The following is a 16,792-nucleotide window of genomic DNA, read 5'->3' as shown; positions in this document are numbered from 1 at the left end:
GGTTCAGCCGCGCGACAGACGGCCGAGGAGTTCGACCAGCCGTACGGGCAGGAACGCGGGCAGGTGGGGCTGGTCCACCTGGTAGGGCACATAGCCGAGGGAGGCCGCGACCTGGACCTCTTCGGCCGTCTCGGCCTGGTAGACGAGCACGCAGTGCCCCGACGCGGCCTTGGCGCGCTGCCACAGGACGGGCGCCGGTTTGCGCTCGGCATCGGTGCGCGGCGTGAGGATCCGGTCGCCGAAGTCCTGCCAGGCGAAGGGCGTGGGGCCCCGCCAGGTGGCGTCGACCTCCTTCTTCAGGCGGGCGGCACGCTCGGCGTCGGTCGCGCCCCAGGAGGGCGGGACGTTGGTGATCAGGCCGATCGTGATGTGGTGCGCGCGCAGGGCCCGGAGGTAGGCGGCGGCGCCCGGCTGGTAGCCGGTGCTGCCGTCGTCGGCCGTGTGCACCAGTGTCTCGCCGAGGTCGAAGTAGACGACGGGGCACGCGCGTTGGGCGGTCGCGGACGCAGCCGTGCCGCTCCCGGTGCGGCCGGCGGCGCCGATGGGTGCCGCCGCGCTCACCGTGGCGCAGAGCGCGGTCGACACCAGGGCCGCGCCCAGTGCGAGGCTCACCCGGCTCAGGCCCCGGGATGTGGATCGGTCCATGGCGTACTCCCCCAACGTCGTGCGCGCCGCGGGGGTGTGCGGCACGCGACTGTCCGGTACATGACATGCGATGGACCAGAGTGTCTCATGGGGCGGCCGGAAACTCTCGGGATTCCGGGCTCGACAGCGCCTTCATCGCCGCGGGTGCCGCCTCCTTGCCGTTCGCCGCCGTCACGGGCGCGGGGCCGCTGACGGCCGGCGAGGAGCGGCTCGCGCCGTCCCGCGAATCCGCCGGGCGGGGCCGCGGGTCGCCGGGGATTCTCCTGCCCGAACGTCCTTCGCGCGGGGGTCGTTCGGGCAGACCGGTTCCGACAAGTAAGGACATCCCGCCGCTCGATGTGATAATCGAGACCTGCTCGTCAGGGGTGTGGGGGCGCTCCATGGAGGCGGCACGACCAGCGTGACCGAGGGGAAGGAAAGCGGATCCATGGGGGAGGCCATCCGGTTCACCGTGCTCGGAGCCGTGCGAGCCGTACGGGAAGGTGGCGTCCTGCCCACCGGATCGCCGCAGCAGCAGGCGCTCCTGGCCGCGCTGCTGCTGCGGGCCGGCCGCGCCGTGCCGGCCCACGAGCTGATCGCCGCCGTCTGGGGCGAACAGGCGCCGGAGTCCGCCCTGTCGAGCCTGCGCACCTACGCCTGGCGGCTGCGCGGGATCGTCGAGGAGGACCGCTCGGCCCCCAAGGTCCTCGTGTCGCTGCGCGACGGCTACCAACTGCTCGTACCGTCCAGCTCGGTGGACGCCCTGCACGCCGAGGAACTCGCGGCGGCGGCGGCCAGGGCGCGGACCGCAGGCCACGAGGAGGAGTGCGGCCGGCTGCTCGGCGAGTGCCTCGGGCTGTGGCGCGGCGAGCCCCTGGCCGGCGTGCCGGGGCCCTTCGCCGAACAGCAGCGCTCCCGGCTGGGCGCGCTGCGGCTCGCGCTCCTGGAGGAGCGGTTCGCGCACGACCTGCGGCAGGGCCGGTTCGCGCTCGTCATCCCGGACCTCATCGGCTTCACCCAGGAGAACCCGCTCCAGGAGCGGCCGTACGGCTTCTTGATGCGTGCCCTGTACGTGGCGGGGCGCCAGGCCGACGCGCTCGCCGTGTTCGGCCGGGCCCGCCGGATCCTCGCCGAGGAACTGGGCATCGACCCGGGCCCCGAACTGAGCGCCCTGCACGAACGCATCCTCGCCAACGATCCGCTGCTGATGGGCCGCGCGGACGGCGGGCAGGAGCCGGAAGCCGGCCTCGCCGCGGCTCCCGCGCCCGCCCCCGGCAGCGCCGCGCCGCACTCCGCCGAGACGCCGGTGCCGACCAGACCGGCGCAGCTCCCGGCCGACATCTCCGACTTCATAGGCCGCACCGGCCAGGTCCAGGCCCTGTACCGGGCCCTCACCTCCCCCGCCCGCCCCTCCCTCACGGTGGTGTCCGTCACCGGCATGGGAGGCATCGGCAAGAGCACCCTCGCCCTCCAGGTCGCCCACCTGGCCAAGCCGGACTTCCCCGGCGGCCAGCTCTACGCCGATCTGCGCGGCAACGGCCTGGAGCCCGCCGACCCCGGCGCCGTCCTCGGCAGCTTCCTGACCGCTCTGGGGATCCCCGGGCAGGGCCTGCCCGCCTCCACCGAGGACCGCGCCCTGCTCTTCCGTACGGCGCTCGACGGGCGCCGCATCCTGGTCGTGCTCGACAACGCCCGCGACCCCGCGCAGATCAGACCGCTGCTGCCCGGCTCCGCGGACTGCGGCGTGATCATCACCAGCAGGGCCATGCTCGCCGGGCTCTCCACCACCGTCCAGAGCGATCTGGACGTGTTCGACACACAGGAGGCGATCGCCCTGCTGCGGGCGATCGTCGGAGCCGAGCGCATCGTTGCGGAACCCGAGGCCGCCGCCGAACTGGTCTGCCTCTGCGGCCACCTCCCCCTCGCCGTGCGCATCGTGGCGGCGCGGCTCGCGGCCCGGCCCCGGTGGCGGGTGGCGACCATGACCGGCCGCCTCGCCGACGAACGGCTGCGCATCGGTGAGCTGCGGGCCGGAGACCTGGGCGTGGCCGCCGCCTTCGAACTCGGCTACCGCCAGCTTCCCCGCCCGCAGGCCCGGGTGTTCCGGCTGCTCGCCCCGGTCGCGCGCCAGGGCATCGGAACGGCCGCGGCGGCGGCGGCGCTCGGTCTGGACGAGTACGACGCCGAAGAGCTCCTGGAGTCGCTGGTCGACGCGGCCATGCTGGAGGCGCCCCTGCCGGGCCGCTACCGCTACCACGACCTGGTGCGTTCCTTCGCGCTGCAGCTCGTGGTGGCCGACCGGCCGGGGTCCGAGCCGGCGGAGGGCGACGACGCGGCGGCGGCCCTGGGGCGGCTCCTGGACCACCTCCTCGACGGGGCGTGCTCGGCTTTCCAGGCGATGGTGCCCGGCGATCCCGTCGGCGCGATCCTCGGCGGCAGACCCGAGTCGGGTCCGCATTTCGCCACGCTGGCCGAGGCACGCGCCTGGGTGGCGGCCGAATTCGACTGCGCCGTCAACGCGGCGGCCCTCGCCGCCCAGTGCCCGGCGGGCGCCGACCCCGGGCTGCTGCGGACCGCGGGCGATCTGCTGGTCGCCCTCAGTCCGTTCGGGCGGGACATCCCCTACCTCCAACTGGCCGCCGCCGCACGCAAGGTGGCCGACACCGCCGCCGCCCACGGCGACGACCAGGCCGAGGCGCGGGCCCGTTTCGTCTGCGGCAACGCCGCGGTCCAGTACACCCAGCTGGCCGAGGCCGAGCTGCACACCCGGCTGGCGACCGAGGCCTGCCAGCGGGCGGGCGACGAGGTCATCCTGCAGCAGATCCTCAACGACCGCGGCCTGATCGCCCAGTGGCAGCGGCGCTTCTCGGACGCCGTGGACTTCTACGACCGCGCCACCGAACTGGCCCGCGAGCTCGGCCACCGCTCGGGCGAGCTCATCACCGTCCTCAACGCCGCCCAGGCCCGGCTGCGCAGCGGCCGCCCCGCCGAGGCGGTGCGCGCGTGCGAGAGCGTCCTCGACCGGCTGCGCACCGTACGGGATCCGCACGGAACCTCCTACGCCTGGTACGTCCACGCGATGGCGCTGCACGAACTGGGGCGGCCCGCCGACGCCGTGGTGAGCTACACCGCGTGCCTGGACATCTGCGCCTCGGCCCGGCTGCTGGGCCGGGAGACCCAGGCGAGGTTCCGGCTCTCCGAGAGCCTGCGCGACCTGGGCCGGCACGACGAGGCGCTGGTGGAGGCCGAGCAAGCACTGTCCCTGAGCGAGGAGTTGGGCTCCCAGCGCGAGCGCGGGCACTGTCTGCTGGCGCTGGCCCGCGCGCTGGCGGAGACCGGCGACGGCGCGACGGCCCTGGCCCGCGCGGGCCAGGCCCACGACGTGTTCACGGGGCTCGGCCTGCCCGACGCGGACCAGGCCGAGTCGCTGGTGCGATCGCTCGGCGGTCTCGTGGGGGCCGCGGAGGGGTGAGCGGCCCGGCGCCGGGGGGACACCGGACCGCTCGGTCTCCGAACACGCCGGTGGCGTGCGGTGGTTCAGCCCTGGCTGTTCCACTCCTCCGGGTTGGACGGGCCGCCCGCCCGGACGCTCACGGTGCTTCCCGACGCCGGCGTCGCGTCGTGGGAGACGGCCACCGAGACCAGCGAGGCGGCGCACGCCGCGGTGATCACAACCGCGGCCTTGCGCAGGATCAGGGACTTGATGGATCGCTTCATGAGGTGCCGTCCGCTCCGTGGATCGTTTCTGAGTACGGGGAGAGCCGGTGTCCGTCGTGAGGTTCTCGGCTGCTCGGTGACCACCTTCGCGCCCACCGATCTACGGCGGATATATGCCGGATAGGAGGCCGCTCGTCCGGGCCCGGCGGGCTTGAGGATCCCACGTATATGCCTCCCGTGCAGCATTCCCTGTCAGACGGTGGCCGACCCCGGCCCGCGTCGCGACGCAAGCGAACCAGGGAGTGACATGGACGGTGGCGAACCGGTATCCGGCTCCGGCCGCCCGCCCGGACTCCGGCACGGGCACAACGGCCCGGCGACGACCGGCCACTCGGGTGCTGCCGCGCGGCGACAACTCGACCTGATTGCACCGGTGTCGGGGGCGCATGACCGGCGCCCCCGGACCGGCACCACCACCCGCACCACCCGGACCGTCCGGACCGCGCTCCGCACCGTCCCGGCGCGGGTCGGCCACGACCCCGCTCCGTACGCCCACAACTGCGCCCGAGCCGTCACGCGACGGGGCCCGGCTCGGCGGAGGTTCGCATGACCACCCCCCTCTCCTCCTCCACCTCCTTCTCCTCCTCCACCGACCTGCCGACAGGCCTCAGCTTCGAAGTGCTGGGGGAGGTCCGGGGATGGCGGGACGGCGTCGAACTGCCCCTCGGCGCACCCCGGCAGCGCGCCCTGCTCGCCGTCCTGCTGCTGCGCGCCGGCTCCCCCGTCGGCCGCGACCATCTGATCGACGGGATCTGGGGCGACACCGCCGTGCTGGACGGCGCCAACCTGGTGCAGGCCTACATCTCCAAGCTGCGCAGGCTCTTCGAGCCCGACCGCGCGCCGCGCGCCGCCAGCGAGGTACTCACCCGGGTCGGCGCGTCCTACCGGCTCTCCGTCAGCCCCCGAAGCTGCGACCTCGGCCGGTTCGAGCAGGCGACGGCCGACGCGCGGGCACTGCGTACGTCCGGCCAACTGGAGTCGGCGGAGGGAACGTTGGCCGCCGCGCTGGATTCCTGGCCCGGTCCCGCCCTGACCGGTGTGAGCGGTCCGCTGCTCGACGTCGAGCGCGCCCGCCTCGCCGAGCTGCGCCTCGCGGCCGTCGAGGAGCACGCCGAACTGGCGCTCGCCCTCGGCGGCCACGCACGCCTGGTACCGCATCTGATGGTCCTCACCACCGAACACCCCTACCGTGAACGGCTCTGGGCCCTGCTGATGGTCGCGCTCTACCGCGGCAGCCGGCAGGCCGACGCGCTGGCCGCCTACCAGCGCGCCCGGCACACACTGACGGAGAACCTGGGTCTGCTGCCCGGACCGGAACTGCGTCGGATCGAGGAGGCGATCCTCGCCGGACGCCCCGACCCGCTCGCACGTCTCGTACCGCCGGGGCCGTCCGGCGCGGCGCCGCACCACGACGAGCCGCGTCACGACGAGCGGGGCCGCAACGAGCCGGGCCAGGACGCGTCGGGGCACCACGCGTCGGTCCACCGGGCCGGGGGGTACTTCGGGGCTCGCCCCGGGAGCCACTCCGCGGGCCATGCCGGTCCGGGGGACGACGGGTCCGGCGGCGCACCCGCTGCGGCCCACGGCCCGGAACCCGTCCCCGGCCGGCCCCGGCTGACCCTGGTCGGCGCGGCGCCGGCCACCGGAGCCGCCCCGTCCACGGCCGCAGGTGGCCCCTGGTCCGACTCGGCGGGCCGCCGCCTGGCCCGCTGACCCGACGGCCCCGCGCCGCCGCCCGAACCCCGGCTCGCTCTTCAACCCGCTCTGCCCACAGGCCTCTTGAGCACGAGAGCACCGCTCTCGCCAGGCTCGCACGCCTCATCCCTCTCACCCCGCTCGCCCCACTCATCCCCTCGCCCCACGCCCTCTCGTCCGCCGGCCCCGCCACCGCCGTCGTGCGTCGCGTTCTCGCGCGCACACGGCGGCCGTCGCCATGGCCGCAATCCCCCCGACCCTGACGACCCTCGAATCCCGCACCCCCGCCGACCAAGGAAGCACCGCCCCATGACAGTCCAGACCGATACGTCGCCACCGGACGAACCCCGTCCCACCCCGGCCCCGGAGGAGGACCCCGCGTCCCCGGCCGGCCCCGGCCCGCACGCCGAGGAGAACTCCGTGCCGGCCTCCGGCGCCGAGACCCTCGCCACCGGCCCCGGCGCCCCGGCGTCCGGGACCGCGCCGCGCTCCCGGCGCCGGCGCGTGCTGCGGATCGTCAAGCGCACCGCGGTCGCCCTCACCGCCCTGGTCCTGCTGGCCACCGGATCGCTCGCGGGGTACGCGTACTGGACGGTCCACCGCTCGCTGCCCCAACTGTCCGGCAGCACCGGTGTGCCGGGCCTGGACGGCGAGGCCCGGATCGTCCGGGACGCGTCCGGCATCCCGCAGATCTACGCGGCCACCTCGCACGACCTGTTCATGGCCGAGGGTTACGCCCAGGCCCAGGACCGGTTCTGGCAGATGGACACCCAGCGGCACGTCACCTCCGGCCGGCTCTCCGAGATGTTCGGGCCGAGCCAGGTGCAGACCGACAAAGTGGCGCGCACCTTCGGCTGGTACCGGGTGGCCGAGCAGGAGGTGACCCTGCTGTCGCCCGAGACGCAGCGGTACCTGCGGGCCTTCTCCGACGGCGTGAACGCCTATCTCGCCCATCACCAGGGCGCCGAACTGTCGGTGGAGTACCCGGTCCTCGGTTTCGTCTCCGGCGACTACCGGCCCGAGCCGTGGACGCCGGCCGATTCGGTGTCCTGGCTGAAGACGATGGCGTGGAACCTCAACACCGGCATGATCGACCAGTTCCAGCACTCGATGCTGGCGGCCCGGCTGCCGGCCGGGACGGCGGACGCGCTCTCTCCCGGTTACGACTATCAGCGCTGGGCGCCGATCGTCCCCGACCGGGCACCCGCCAACGCGCCCGAGGCGCAGACGCTGCCGCAGGCCCCGGCACCCCCGGCGCCCGCCGCGCAGGCCGCACCCGGCGAGCCCGCTCCCGTCGTCCCCGCCGCCGCCTCCGCCGCGCTGGCCGACAGCGCCGGGGTGCGTACGGTACTGGCCGCCGTCCTCGGCCCGCAGGGCACCGGCATCGGCTCCAACTCCTGGGTGGTGTCCGGCAGTCGGACCACCACCGGCAAGCCGCTCCTGGAGAACGACCCGCACCTGACGCCCTCGCTGCCGGGCATCTGGTACCAAGTCGGCCTGCACTGCACGCGGACCGGGCCGGAATGCCCCTACGACGTCACCGGCTTCACGTTCGCCGGCATGCCCGGCGTGGTGATCGGCCACAACGCCGACATCTCCTGGGGGTTCACCGATCTGGGCGCCGCCGACTCCGACCTCTTCGTGGAGAAGGTCAGCGGCTCCGGATACGCGTACAAGAATGAGCAACTCCCCCTCACCGTCCGCAAGGAGACGATCAAGGTGGCGGGCGGGCGCCCCGTGGAGCTGACCGTCCGCTCGACCCAGCACGGCCCCCTCATATCCGATGTGCTCAAGTCGGCCGACGAGGTGGCCGACGACGGCAAGGAACCGGACGTGCCGCCGCACGGCGCCCGGGACGGTTACGCGGTGGCCATGCGGTGGACCGCGCTCGACCCCGCGCCCACCATGAACGCCCTCTTCGCCCTCGACCGGGCCAAGGACTGGAACGACTTCCGCGCCGCTGCCGCCGCCTTCGCCTCCCCCGTGCAGAACATGATCTACGCGGACCGGGCCGGGAACATCGGCTACCAGACGCCGGGCCGCATCCCCGTACGCAAGGCAGGCGACGGCCGCCGCCCGGTGCCGGGCTGGACCGGGGCGTACGACTGGACCGGATACCTCCCCTTCGACCAGCTGCCCACGAGCTTCAACCCGCCCGAGGGCTACATCGTGACCGCCAACAACGCGGTCGTCGGCCCCGACTACCCGCATCTGATTGGCAGCGACTGGGGCACCGGATACCGGAGCACACGGATCATCGACCTCATCAAGGCGGCCGGCAAGCTGGACGTCGCGGCGATGGAACGGATCACCCAGGACACGTGGAACGGCAATGCCGCCACGCTGGCGCCCCAGCTGCTGCGGGTCGCGGTCGGCAAGGACGCCGCACCGGCCCAGAACCTGCTGCGCGGCTGGGACTTCACCCAGGGCGCGGACTCCGCTCCGGCCGCCTACTTCAACGCGGTCTGGGCCGAGTTGCTGAAGGAGGCGTTCACCGACCGCCTGACGAAGGCCGGGGTCAAGAGCTACGCCTACCCCGACGGCGGTGGGCGCTGGTTCGACGTGGTGCGCGCGCTGCTCGACGAGCCGGACAGCCCGTGGTGGACCAGTGCCACCGACCCCTCCGTGCACGGCCGTGACGCGATGCTGCGCCAGGCGATGGAGAAGGCCTCCGCCGATCTGCGCAAGCGGCTCGGAGACGATCCGGCGAAGTGGCGCTGGGGCGCGCTGCACACCCTGACGCTGCAGAACGCCACCCTGGGCACCGGCGGCCCCGCCCCCTTGCAGTGGCTCCTCAACGCGGACCCGATCGGCGTCGGCGGCGGCACCGACACGGTGATGGCCAACGGTTGGGACCCGCAGAAGGGCTTCGACGTCATCTGGGTGCCGTCGATGCGCATGGTGGTGGACATGGCCGACTTCGAGCGTTCCCGCTGGATCAATCTGACCGGTGCGTCCGGCCACGCCACCGCGGACACGTACACCGACCAGACCGGGCTCTGGGCCGACGGCGGCAGCCTGCCGTGGCCGTACGGCACGGCGGCGGTGGACAGGGCGGCCCGCGACCGCCTGCGCCTCACCCCCTGAGGCCGGTCCCGGCCGGCGGCTCCGGTGCCCGGCCCCCGCTCAACCGCGGGGGCCGGGCACCGTCGCGTGGGGCCCGGCAGCGACGCCGCGCGCCGGCGTGGCACCAGAGGGAGTTCAGTCGTACGTCAGACCGGCTCGGGCCCCCGGTCGGCGGGGCGTCAGCGGGGTGTCAGCGCGCGGCCCGTGGGCGGCAGGCCGGAGCCCAGAGCAGCACCGTGCGGCGGCCAGTGCGGGACAACCGCGCGGCAGGAGGCGGACGGCAGGCTCGTGACCGAAAGTCACCCCGGGCGTCCTGCCACGGGGCCGGAGATCGGAGAGACATGCGCTGGGAGCAGGTGTATCTGGCCGGCACGGGTGTCTGGCTCGCGGACCGGGCGGAGGCCGCGCGGGCGGTCGCGGACGGTGCGTACGACGCCGACGAGCACGCCGTCAACCAGATCCACTCGGTCAGCTCGGCCACGGCCGGCGGAGCGGACGATCTGGCCGCGCCCGAGATGGCGGTGCGCGCGGCCCGCACCGCCTTGCGGCGGGCCGGGCGGGCGGCGGAGCGGGTGGGCACCGTCTTCCACAGCTATCTGTGGTTCCAGGGCGCCGAGTTGTGGCCGGGCGCCGCATATGTGGCACAGCACACGGTGGGCTCGTCCGTGCCCGCCTTCGACCTGCTGCAGCAGTGCAACGCCGGCCTTGCCGGTCTCGAACTCGCCGCACGGCAGCTCGGTGCGGGGCGGCCCGGCGGGGACGAGGCGGTGCTGCTCACCACGGCCGACCGGTTCACGCCGCCCGCCTTCGACCGGTGGCGGGCCGAGCGGGGCATGGTCTACGGCGACGGCGGCACCGCGCTGGTCCTGAGCGCTTCGGCCGAGGGCGCGGCCGCCCGGCTGCTGGCGACCGCGACCCGGGTCGACAACTCCCTCGAAGGCCTGGCGCGCGGCGCCGGATTCCGCTCGGGTCCCGAGCTGGCGGCCCGGCCGGTGGACCTGGCGGCGCGCGCCGAGGAGTACTTCCGCGCGGAACGCAATCTGCGGACCGCGACGGTGCGTACCGCCGAGGTGGCGGCCGAGTCGATCCGCGTCGCGCTGGCCGACGCCGGCACTCCGATGGAGCGGATCGACCGGGTGGTGCTCAACGCCACCGGCCGGCAGCGGATGCGCTGGCAGCTCGAACACCAGCTGGGCCTGGAGGAGAAGGTCTCCAACTGGGAGTTCTGCCGCGAGGTGGGGCACCTGGGTGCGGGGGACCACTTCGCCGGCCTGAACGAACTCCTCGAAACCGGCGAGGTCGGCGAGGGCGACCGGGTGCTGCTGGTCGGTGGCGGCACCGGCTACAGCTGCACCAGCGCGGTCGTGGAGATCACCGACGCGTCGGGGTGGTACGCGTGAGCGGCCCGGTGTCCGCGGAAGCCACCGCGAGTGCCCGCCCGCCCGCCGGCCTCCTCGCGGACGGGGGGCTGTCCGCGAGCACACCGCTCCCGGACGGGGGCCTGCCCGGGAGCACACCGCTCGACGGCACGCTCATCGTCGATCTGCTGGACGCGACCGCCGCCGCCCGCCCGGATGCCGCCGCCGTCCGGGACGGTGACGGGGCCTGGAGCTACGCCGAACTGGCCGATGCCAGCAGGGCGGTGGCCGACGGGCTGAGCCGCGCCGGGGGCGTCGTGCCGGGCGACCGGGTGGTGCTGCGGCTGGGGAACCGCCGGGAGTTCGTCGCGCTGTACTACGGGGTGCTGCGCGCGGGCGCCGTCGTGGTGCCGCTGAACCCGGAGATGAAGGCGTTCGTGCTGCGCGGGGTGCTCGCGGACGCGGCGCCCGCGGTGGTGGTCCTCGACCCGTCCGAGACGGCGCCGGTGTGCGAGGCGGTCGCCGTGAGCGGCGCCCGGACCGCCACGCCCGCCGAGCTCCTGGACCGCGGGGCAGGGCCTGCCGGCCCGCCGCGCCGCCCCGCTCCCGACGCGATCGCCCAGCTGCTCTACACCTCGGGCAGCACCTCCGCGCCCAAGGGCGTGGTGTGCACCCAGCGTCAGGTCGTGTTCGCCGCCCGCGCGATCGCCCGCCGTCTCGGCTACCGGCCCGACGACGTGGTGCTCGCCGCGCTGCCGCTCTCCTTCGACTACGGCCTCTACCAGGTGCTGCTGGCCGCGATCGGCGGGTCCGAGCTGGTCCTGGCGGACGCGTCGGCGCCGGTGCGGGCCATGAGCGTGCTGCGCCGGTGCCGGGCCACCGTGGTGCCCGTGGTGCCCTCGCTGGCCGAGATGCTGTGCCGGCTCGCGGCCCGTGGCGCGCCGCCCGGCCATGTGCGGCTCTTCACCAACACCGGTGCGGCGCTGGCGGGTTCGGTCGCCGGAGCGCTGCGCGCCGGGTTCCCGGGCGCGGCGGTGGTCGCGATGTACGGGATCACCGAGTGCAAGCGGGTCACGATCGCGGAGCCGGACTCCGACCTCGTCCGTCCCGGCTCGGTGGGCCGGCCCCTCGACGGCACGACGGTCGAGGTGCTCGACGCCGCGGGCCGCGCGCTGCCGCCGGGCGAGGTGGGCGAGATCGTCGTCGGCGGGCCGCATGTGATGGCCGGGTACTGGAACGCGCCCGAACCGACCGCGCGCCGCTTCCGGCCGGACCCGGACACCGGACGGACGCGGCTGCACACCGGCGACCACGGCCGGCTCGACGCCGAGGGCCACCTCTACTTCTCGGGCCGCCTGGACGACCAGTTCAAGCGGCGCGGCGTACGGATGGGGACGCCGGAGATCGAGGCCGCCGCCCTGGACGTGCCGGGCGTGCGGGCCGCCGCGGCGCTGGCGCCGCGGGACGGGCTCGATCTGCGCCTGGTCGTCACCGGCGACGCCGGGCTGACCGCGGAGCACGTGATCGAGGGCGTCGGGCAACGCCTCGAACCGGCGAAGGTGCCGGCCGTCTGCCGGGTGATCGCCCGGATGCCCCTCACCCCCAACGGCAAGATCGACCGGAAGGCCCTGGACACCGATGCGCACTGACCCCTCCCCCACGGGACCGGCCCCTGCGCCGGCGGTCCGTGCGGAGCCGCCGCCCGCCGAGGACCTGCTCGCCGCCGAGTTGGTGCGTCGCTACGGCAGCCCGTTGTACGTGTACGACCTGGGCCGGGTCGAGGCGGCCGCCGCAGATCTGCGCGCGGCGCTGCCCGACGGGTCCCGCCTGTACTACTCGCTCAAGGCGAACCCGCACCCCGAACTCGTCCGCACCCTGCGGCTCGCAGGCTGTCTGCCGGAGATCTGCTCGACCGGTGAGCTCGCCTCGGCCCTCGCGGCGGGTTTCGAGGGTGCGGACTGCCTCTACGGCGGGCCCGGCAAGACGGCCGGGGAGGTGCGCGAGGCGCTGGCCGCCGGGGTGCGCACCTTCTCGGTCGAGTCGCCCGCCGACCTGCGCCGGGTCGGCGCGCAGGCGAGCGCCCTGGGGGTGACCGCGCGCTGTCTGCTGCGGGTCAACGGGGCGGGCGCAGGCGCGGGCGTCGGTCTGCGGATGACCGGCGGGGCCTCGCAGTTCGGCCACGACATCACGGACACCCTGCCGGACATCTCCCATCTCGTCGTCGAGGGAACGGAGTTGTGGGGTCTGCACTTCTTCCCGCTCACCAATGCCGCCGATCCTCAGGGCCTGCTCGCGGAGGCGGTCGCCTCGATCCGTACCGCGGCCGCCCTCGAAGCCCACTGGGGGCTGCCGCTGCGCATGCTCGACCTCGGCGGCGGTTTCGCCTGTCCGTACGCCGCGCCGGGCGGGCGGCCGCGCTATCACGAGCTGCGCGAGCCGCTGACGGCGGCGCTCGACGAGCATCTGCCGGGCTGGCGGGGGCGGTTGGAGCCGTCCTTCGAGTCCGGGCGGTATCTGGTCGGTGACAGCGGGCGGCTCATCTGCACCGTCACGGAGGTCAAGGAGAGCCGCGGCACCACGTTCGGCATCCTCGACAGCGGGATCAACCACCTCGGCGGGCTCTCCGGTGTGGGCCGGCTGCCCTCGCTGCGCGCCGAGCCGCTGCGGATCACCGGCCCTGATCCCCTCCCCGAACCCGAACCCGAATCCGGCCCGGGTCTCGCTCCCGAGCCTGCCCCCACCCGCCGGGTGACGCTGGTCGGCCCGCTCTGCACCCCCGCCGATGTGATCAGCCGGGCCACCGAATCCGTACCGCCGCGGCCCGGAGCCCTGCTGGCGGTGCCCAACGTCGGCGCGTACGGGGCGACCGCGAGCCTGCTCGGCTTCCTCAGCCGGCCCGCGCCCGCCGAAGTCACCGTGCGCGGCGGCCGGGTGGTCGGCGCCGACCGGCTGGCCCTCACCCGCGAGCCGCTTCCCGCCCGTCCCCGCGCCGAGACCGAGGGCGCCCACTCCACCGACCACCACCGCGACCGCGCCGGTCGCACCACGAGGAGCTGAACACCGTGATCACACAACAGCATTGGGACGACCGGTACGAGTCCGTCCTGACCACCCTGCTGCCCCGGCTCGGCGCGGAGCTTCCGCTCCGCGCCGACCGCGGCCTTCGGGGCGCGGGCCTCGACTCGATGGCCGTCGTCGAGCTGCTCATCCGCCTGGAGGACGCCTACCAAGTCGCCATTCCTGACGAGGAGTTGGGACCGGAGGCCTTCGAGACCGTCGGCAGCCTGTGGACCGCCCTCGCCCGGCAGCTCGACGCGGCCGGCCCGCGCTGACCGCCCCGACCGTCCGGCCGCCCCCGGCCCGACGGCCCGACCGTTTCGAGAAAGGCTGGCAGCCGTGCCGGTTTCACTGGACATCGACACAACGACTCCGGACCTGGTCCTGACCGGGGCCGAGACCACCGCCACCGAGCGGGTCGCCGCGCTCCTCGGCGCGGGGCCCGACGCGCGGGTCGACGAGCCCGCCTGGGTGGCGTCCGCCCGGGACCGCTGGGAGGAACTCCCCGCCCGTCTGCGCCGCACCCTGCGCTCCTTCCGCCGCGATCCCGGGCCCGGCGGCGCCCTCCTGGTGCGCGGACTGCCCGTCACCGGGGACGCCCTCGGCGCCACTCCCCTGGCGGACGGCTCGGTGCAGCGCACCGCCCGGGTGCCGGCGGCGGTGCTGATGCTCGCCGCGTGCGGGCTCGGCGATCCCGCCGCGTTCCGCCCGGAGAAGACCGGCGCGCTGGTGCAGGACGTCGTCCCGGTGCCCGGCCGGGAGGACTTCCAGGGCAACGCGGGCTCGGTGCTGCTCACCTTCCACAACGAGAACGCCTTCCACCCGCACCGCCCCGACTTCGTCATGCTGCTGTGCCTGCGCGCCGATCCGGGCGGGCTCGCCGGGCTGCGCACGTCCTGCGTGCGCGAGGTGCTGCCGCTGCTCGACGACGCGACCCGGGCGGCGCTGCACCGGCCGGAGTTCCGTACCGCGCCGCCGCCGTCGTTCGGCTCGGCCGCCGGCTCCGCCGAGCCGCATCCGGTGCTGACCGGCGCCCACGACGACCCGGACCTGCGGGTCGACATGGCAGCGACCGAGCCGCTCACCGAACGGGCCGCGGCGGCTCTGGAGGAGTTGCGGCGGCTCTTCGAGCGCACCGCGCGCACGGCCCGTCTCGAACCCGGCGACCTGGCGATCGTCGACAACCGGATCACCGTGCACGGACGGACCGCGTTCAGCCCGCGTTTCGACGGCACCGACCGCTGGCTGCAGCGCACGTTCGTCCTCGCCGACCTGCGCCGCTCGCGCGCCCACCGGGCGGGCGACGGCTACGTCCTGGCCGACCCGGCCGCGCGCGACGCCTGATCCTGCGACCCGCAGCCTGGCCGGCGCGGCCCCCCTGGGGTCCGCGCCGGCCGGGCTGCGCCGTCCTGCCCGTGAACCCCCCGGGCCGTCCCCCGGCCCGGCCGCACACCCCAACGGAGCGACCGTGACCGCAGCACTCTCCCCCGCCCTGGGCGCCGGGCCCGCGCCCGCCGTCCGCACGGACACACCCGCAGACGATCCGGCCGGCACACCCGGCATCGGCGGACCCAGCCTCACCGCGGCCCGGCCGGAGCCCGACGACCTGACCCCGCACCGCGCGTTGCGCGCACTGGCGCACTGGCACGGCGCGGGCCGGGAACCCGCGTGTTTCCCGTACCGCGCGGTGCTGGGCCACTACCGGACCGTCGGCAAGAACGCGGTCGGCGAGGAGTTGCTGACCGCGCTGCGCTCGGCCGGTCCTCGTCCCGCCGAGGGCGCGGACGGTGCGGCGCGGCTCCTGACGGACTGGCTGCCCCAGGTGGTGGACGGCCGACACGGGGACTACGACAGCTATGCGGGACTCCCGGTCTACACGTCCCTGGCCGAGGCCGGCGCGAGCACGGACCAGGTGATCACCGCGCTGCTCGCCGACGTCGTGGAGACCGAGACGGCGGCCCTGGCCGGCGCCCCGGCCGGCCGGCCCCGGGCCAGGGCGGCGCTGCGTGCCCTCGTCGCGGCGGCCTGCCTCACCTCCGCGGCCGGGCCGGCGCGCGCCCCGGACGCGACGGACGGGCCGGCCGCCCTGGTGCGGGCGGGCGCCGAAGCCGTCTCGGCTGCGCGGGGCACGGTCACGGCCGAGGTGCTGCGGGCGGTCGAGCTGACGCTGACGCCCACCACGCGCTGCCACGACGAGCAGATGTTCATCCGTGTCATCCAGATCTTCGAGGCGGTCTTCGCGGCCGTCGCCAGGGCCGTGCGGGCGGCGACCGAGGCGGTGGCCGTGGGCCGGGCCGATCTGGCGCGCAAGCTGCTCGACGAGGCGACGCGGCACGTGACCGGGACATCCGGGGTGTTCCGGGTGCTGACCACCATGCCGAAGGACGCCTTCGCGGTGATACGGGCCAACACCGACGGGCGCAGCGCGGTCCAGTCCCGGACCTACCGGACCGTCGAACGGTCCTGCCCGACGCTGTACGTCGCACTTGGGCGCGGCGGAGATCCCGACGCCGAACTCCTGGTGGCCATGCGCGAGTTGGACGCGGCGTGGGGGGCGATGAAGCGTACCCACTGGGGTATCACGATGAAGGTCATCGGCACGGTGCGCGGCACCGGGGGCACCGACGGCGCCTCGTATCTGCGCGAGGCCGCGGAGGCCCGCCTCTTCCCCGCCCTCGGCTGACCCGCCCCGCCCGACGCGCCCCCCGACCGGGGCTTCAGCCGGCGTTCAGTGAGCCGTCAGTGCGGCGCAGGCGGGACGCCGGGAGGCCGTCCGCACCCGCACAGGACCGGGCCAGCACGCACCCAGGTACCCCCAAGGCGCGGGTCAGGACGGATCAAGGGCGCGGTCAGGGCCGGGCGGAAGGATCGACGACAGAGCGGCCGGCCCCACGGCCCGCCCGCACGGCGGCACCGAACACGGCCGCCACCAACCATCCAGCGAATCGGAGCGCAGTGATGAGCAGCGAGGACACCACCGTCTACCAGGTCGTGGTCAACCACGAGGAGCAGTACTCGATCTGGCCCGCCGACCGGGAGCTGCCCGCCGGGTGGCGCGCCCAGGGCCCCCGGGGCGAGAAGGCGGTGTGCCTGGCCCACATCGACGAGGTGTGGACCGACATGCGGCCGCTGAGCCTGCGCCGGGCGATGGAGCGGCAGGCCGCCGAGGCCGGCGCGGTGCCGACCGCCGGCTGAGCACGGCGGCCGTGTGCGCGGCACGAGCAGCACCGCCGTGAGCGGCGGGGGCGCCCCGGGTGACGGCGGCGGCAGGAACA

Annotated in this window: 12 protein-coding genes; 10 read left to right on the top strand and 2 right to left on the bottom strand. The window is 75.0% G+C overall.

The features are described from left to right. Positions 1-3: 3 nt before the first annotated feature. The gene (locus OOJ98_RS27670) at positions 4-645 is read right to left on the bottom strand and encodes a hypothetical protein (RefSeq protein ID WP_267057757.1); all 642 of its coding nucleotides are present in this window, start codon (positions 643-645) and stop codon (positions 4-6) included. A 427-nt stretch (positions 646-1,072) separates the two neighbouring features. Here OOJ98_RS27670 and OOJ98_RS27665 point away from each other — a divergent pair, with 427 nt between their 5' ends. Further along, the gene (locus OOJ98_RS27665) at positions 1,073-4,096 is read left to right on the top strand and encodes a BTAD domain-containing putative transcriptional regulator (protein WP_267057756.1); all 3,024 of its coding nucleotides are present in this window, start codon (positions 1,073-1,075) and stop codon (positions 4,094-4,096) included. A gap of 65 nt (positions 4,097-4,161) precedes the next feature. On the opposite strand, the gene OOJ98_RS27660 is transcribed toward OOJ98_RS27665, so the two are convergent. Then, a complete protein-coding gene (locus tag OOJ98_RS27660; protein ID WP_267057755.1) occupies positions 4,162-4,341 on the bottom strand; it encodes a hypothetical protein in 180 nt (59 codons plus the stop codon). A gap of 546 nt (positions 4,342-4,887) precedes the next feature. Between OOJ98_RS27660 and OOJ98_RS27655 the strand changes: the two genes are divergently transcribed. From OOJ98_RS27655 to OOJ98_RS27615, 9 genes are all read left to right on the top strand, one after another. Then, a complete protein-coding gene (locus OOJ98_RS27655; protein ID WP_267057754.1) occupies positions 4,888-6,054 on the top strand; it encodes an AfsR/SARP family transcriptional regulator in 1,167 nt (388 codons plus the stop codon). A gap of 291 nt (positions 6,055-6,345) precedes the next feature. Next, positions 6,346-9,123, top strand: coding sequence for a penicillin acylase family protein (locus OOJ98_RS27650; RefSeq protein WP_267057753.1), 2,778 nt, complete (start codon positions 6,346-6,348; stop codon positions 9,121-9,123). 320 nt (positions 9,124-9,443) lie between these two features. Then, entirely contained in the window at positions 9,444-10,502 is a 1,059-nt protein-coding gene (locus OOJ98_RS27645; protein WP_267057752.1) for a ketoacyl-ACP synthase III family protein, read from the top strand. Then, the gene (locus OOJ98_RS27640) at positions 10,499-12,109 is read left to right on the top strand and encodes a class I adenylate-forming enzyme family protein (protein ID WP_267057751.1); all 1,611 of its coding nucleotides are present in this window, start codon (positions 10,499-10,501) and stop codon (positions 12,107-12,109) included. The genes OOJ98_RS27645 and OOJ98_RS27640 overlap by 4 nt, the downstream gene beginning before the upstream one ends. Further along, complete coding sequence (locus OOJ98_RS27635) at positions 12,099-13,517, top strand: type III PLP-dependent enzyme (protein WP_267057750.1); 1,419 nt, start codon at positions 12,099-12,101, stop codon at positions 13,515-13,517. The genes OOJ98_RS27640 and OOJ98_RS27635 overlap by 11 nt, the downstream gene beginning before the upstream one ends. A 5-nt stretch (positions 13,518-13,522) precedes the next feature. Further along, complete coding sequence (locus OOJ98_RS27630) at positions 13,523-13,792, top strand: phosphopantetheine-binding protein (protein ID WP_267057749.1); 270 nt, start codon at positions 13,523-13,525, stop codon at positions 13,790-13,792. 109 nt (positions 13,793-13,901) lie between these two features. Beyond that, the gene (locus OOJ98_RS27625; RefSeq protein WP_267058265.1) at positions 13,902-14,861 is read left to right on the top strand and encodes a TauD/TfdA family dioxygenase; all 960 of its coding nucleotides are present in this window, start codon (positions 13,902-13,904) and stop codon (positions 14,859-14,861) included. A gap of 124 nt (positions 14,862-14,985) precedes the next feature. Continuing rightward, complete coding sequence (locus tag OOJ98_RS27620; RefSeq protein ID WP_267057748.1) at positions 14,986-16,200, top strand: hypothetical protein; 1,215 nt, start codon at positions 14,986-14,988, stop codon at positions 16,198-16,200. Positions 16,201-16,475: 275 nt separating this feature from the next. Next, positions 16,476-16,712: an MbtH family NRPS accessory protein gene (locus tag OOJ98_RS27615; RefSeq protein ID WP_267057747.1), complete on the top strand. Its 237-nt coding sequence runs from the start codon at positions 16,476-16,478 to the stop codon at positions 16,710-16,712. Positions 16,713-16,792: the final 80 nt, after the last annotated feature.

Origin of the sequence: Streptomyces sp. NBC_00083, assembly GCF_026343295.1 — a bacterium.
Classification (GTDB): Bacteria; Actinomycetota; Actinomycetes; order Streptomycetales; family Streptomycetaceae; genus Streptomyces.
The sequence above is the reverse complement of the archived record's forward strand: the minus strand, read 5'-3'. Positions and strand labels throughout refer to the sequence as shown.